The sequence below is a fragment of the Bacteroides coprosuis genome (assembly GCF_020741705.1).
In the GTDB taxonomy this organism is placed as follows: Bacteria; Bacteroidota; Bacteroidia; order Bacteroidales; family Bacteroidaceae; genus Bacteroides_E; species Bacteroides_E coprosuis.
Genome location: NZ_DYYK01000184.1, coordinates 1 through 3,195 on the forward strand (window position 1 = coordinate 1; position 3,195 = coordinate 3,195).

Consider the following 3,195-nt stretch of genomic DNA (forward strand, 5'->3'; position numbering starts at 1 on the left):
AGCTAAGCTAGTAGGAATTTCCATATAATATTCAATATTTCCAATATAAGCAGCTTTTTTAAGATTTTCTATCATATTTTTGGTAGCTATTCCAGTAACTTGTCCCCATACAGTAGACATATTTGCATTATTTTTTGTGGCAAAATAGACCCAATCACCTAAAGCCTTTATGTGAGGAGCAGATTGCTCATATAAATAAGCTATTATCATTGAATCTGTGTCAATCAAGAAATAGGATCTAGCCTCAAAGAGCTGATCTTTTTTTGTTGCAATTTCTTCTTCATCAGCTCTTCCCTTTGTGCGTAATTGATATGCATGTTTATCACGAGGATGAGACAGTTTTCCACAAATTATTCCTGATTTATTTTTTAAAAAATCATCTATTCCCAATATAAATTCAATGGCTACACGTCTTTCTTTATATTTAAATTCCATAAACTTCGGAGTTGTTTCTATACCATTCAAAATATTACAGAGTATTTCTTTTTCTTCAGATATATCTAAAAAAATAGGATCATTTCCATCGCTAATGCCATTCAAATAATACATCTGTAATCTATGAAAATATAATTTTTTTGTTGCCATTCATATCCTCCTAAATACTATTTCAAAGTAATTTTATCAATAAAAAAAGAAGACATACAGCCTTCTTAATAAATAGTATTTAGGATTTTGCTACTTTAAATAGCAATAGCCCGTACAAGAATCGAACTTGTGTTACTGGTATGAAAAACCAGTGTCTTGACCACTTGACCAACGAGCCAAAATAAGGAAAGCCGCGTCTCTTATGCTACGCTTTTACGATTGTTGCGGTGTGTGCTTTACAGTTTAAGGTAGGGGTTACATTAGTCACGTGTTCAGTTCACCTGCCTACCGCTAAAACAATCAACCTGATAACTGTAAAATTAAATGACTTATTCCGTGAATTTATCATTTAAAGTACTTTACCAATTGTATGACAAGGTAAAGATTTAATTTTTACGTCCGTTTTCCGCCGGACAATGAGTACGTCAGGATTCGAACCTAATATATTGTGAAAGAAGATACCTTCTTTCTAATTCCAAATTGTGTCGTCGTACCCACGGCAGTCGTACAGTCCGATGCACGACCAACCAGCTCTTAATTATGATACGATCTCCCGAACCGTGGGGGCATCGCACATCTAGTCCTAGGGAAGTAGCATCAAAACCCTAGGTAAGCAACAAGTAGGAATCGAACCTAAATGTTGCTGCATGTTAACCATGAGACTATTTAACAGTAAGGGCCGAGTTAAAAATAGCTAACATGCTGAGAGATCTTTCCAGATCTAAAACTGTAAAAAATACGGAGGAATATTGCTCGTGTTGCCAACCGTACTAATGGATTTATCGAAAACCTTTTACTTTTTTCGACAATATATATTTAAGCATAGATAAGTATCAACGAATTACCACCATATTCCCGCAAAATTACCCTTATTTATACTTGTGTAGGTCAATAATAGGTTGGCAATTGTTTACTCTTTGCCAATAATCAAAGCCATCAGCAAACTCAAACATTGCTTTTCTGCGTAAATAGCTAAACTTGTTATTCTCACTGTAAACCAATGGCTTAACTTCATTCCATGGCCATTTCCGAATAAACAATCCTATCAAAATAATTTGAGAATTATGCGAACAATGATGGATTGTATCATTAGTTGCTCTAACCATTGCTTCAGCATTTAAGCCTCTAATTATTGCCTTTTCACTGTTGTTACTACCATTGCTATGACCAGGAGCCGAACTTAATGTTGGAGACTTAAGATCTACTAATTCATGGCCACTCATTAATAGCAATCGTTCTAAATCTTTAGTAAAGAATTTCGCTACTTCTTTTAAGGTCTCTTTCTCATCTAATTCCGGAAATAAACTCACTGTATCAGCTCCTAGTTCTAGTTTTATCATTCCAATCCCGTATCTCTGTATTGTCTTACGCCCATGGCACGCAAATATCCTTCACGGTATGCTGCCTGTTTTAGCTTCCATAAGTCTTGCACCGTAAGGGATGCAGTGTCGTACTTATGGATCAAATTTAAGTCTTTATACGCTTCATCATGTGCTAAGTGATAACGTCGAAAATCGTTGCTCATTACTTATGACCTCCATAAATAAAACTTGATATCAAACTAGTTGAATACGCGCTTTAAGCAAACATATATAAAATATCCGTTTGAGAGATATTGCTTACTACACTCATATCCCAGATCCTGTTCATAAAAGCTTTTTTATCTTCTCTACTCAAGGCCTTTAATGCACTATCTAATGCCCAGTCATATTTTTCTTGGTCATAAATTCTTACTTCTTTCATAGTTATTTTCCTTCATCTTCCTTAACTCTAACTTCAACTCTTGCACGGTCTGCATACCTCTTTTTTACGGTCAGATATGTAACTTGTTGATCGTCTTGATATATACCTCGCATCACTTCGACCATTTTGTGTAACTGCTTATTTTTACGCAATTTTGGATTCATACCGTCTAAAACTATTTTTCCGATATTATCTATATCAGGCTTCTTGGTAGGCAATTCTATACCTGCTAGACAGTTTTCTCGTCTCTTCTTTGTATAACTCTTAGGTACTCCAAAATAAGCAATAATCTTTACATCTAAGGCACATCCCTTTTTAAAATATCCCTCAAAGTTGCTAGTTGCTGCATATCTAACCAACTCTTCATACCGAGATGTTCTTTTTGGTGTAAAAGTAACTGTTCTAGTTACTCTTGGTCTAGCTTTTCCAATCGGCTGACCATCTACTATAAATTCAACTCTCACTAATGCACCTCGTTTTTTAATTTCCTTTGATAACTTTACGCCAGTCTTCAATAACTTTATGGGTTGATTTATCTTGCGTTGCAGGAATATCTTTTGCTTTTTCTGGCTTGATAAATACACTCCACTTCGTTTTACTTCTCATGTCTCCTAAAATGGGTTGCTGACCGAATGCCCTCAAAGCTTCCTTAATCGGTATTTGATCTTCATTCCACTTAAAGATCATCACTCCTGTCGGTTTCATCACTCGCATTATTTCATTAAAAGCTTTATGAAATTCATTCGGCCACTCCATTAGGTCAATGGTTCCGTATTTCTTTGCCAGCCAGCTAGTCTTACCTGCGCGTACTAAGTGCGGCGGATCAAATACAACTAAGTCAAAGGTCTCATCAGCAAACGGAATATT

Annotated in this window: 5 protein-coding genes, 1 tRNA gene and 1 pseudogene; all 7 read right to left on the bottom strand. The window is 35.6% G+C overall.

Going from position 1 to position 3,195, the window contains the following annotated elements; genetic code table 11:
- The coding region (locus K8V80_RS11015) for a hypothetical protein (RefSeq protein WP_276778012.1) at positions 1-585 on the bottom strand (585 nt) is incomplete at its 3' end.
- 106 nt (positions 586-691) lie between these two features.
- Positions 692-763, bottom strand: a tRNA-Glu gene (locus tag K8V80_RS11020).
- A 691-nt stretch (positions 764-1,454) separates the two neighbouring features.
- On the bottom strand, positions 1,455-1,925 hold the full coding sequence (locus tag K8V80_RS11025) for an ArpU family phage packaging/lysis transcriptional regulator (RefSeq protein ID WP_276778014.1): 471 nt from the start codon (positions 1,923-1,925) through the stop codon (positions 1,455-1,457).
- Positions 1,922-2,110, bottom strand: a complete 189-nt coding sequence (locus K8V80_RS11030; protein ID WP_276778016.1) for a hypothetical protein — start codon at positions 2,108-2,110, stop codon at positions 1,922-1,924. The genes K8V80_RS11025 and K8V80_RS11030 overlap by 4 nt, the downstream gene beginning before the upstream one ends.
- Before the next feature lie 53 nt (positions 2,111-2,163).
- Positions 2,164-2,328 carry a hypothetical protein gene (locus K8V80_RS11035; RefSeq protein ID WP_276778018.1) on the bottom strand — a complete coding sequence of 55 codons (165 nt, stop codon included), beginning with the start codon at positions 2,326-2,328 and terminating at the stop codon, positions 2,164-2,166.
- A gap of 2 nt (positions 2,329-2,330) precedes the next feature.
- On the bottom strand, positions 2,331-2,792 hold the full coding sequence (locus tag K8V80_RS11040; RefSeq protein ID WP_155692925.1) for a RusA family crossover junction endodeoxyribonuclease: 462 nt from the start codon (positions 2,790-2,792) through the stop codon (positions 2,331-2,333).
- Positions 2,793-2,808: 16 nt separating this feature from the next.
- Positions 2,809-3,195, bottom strand: a pseudogene (locus K8V80_RS11045) (hypothetical protein); the annotation flags it as partial.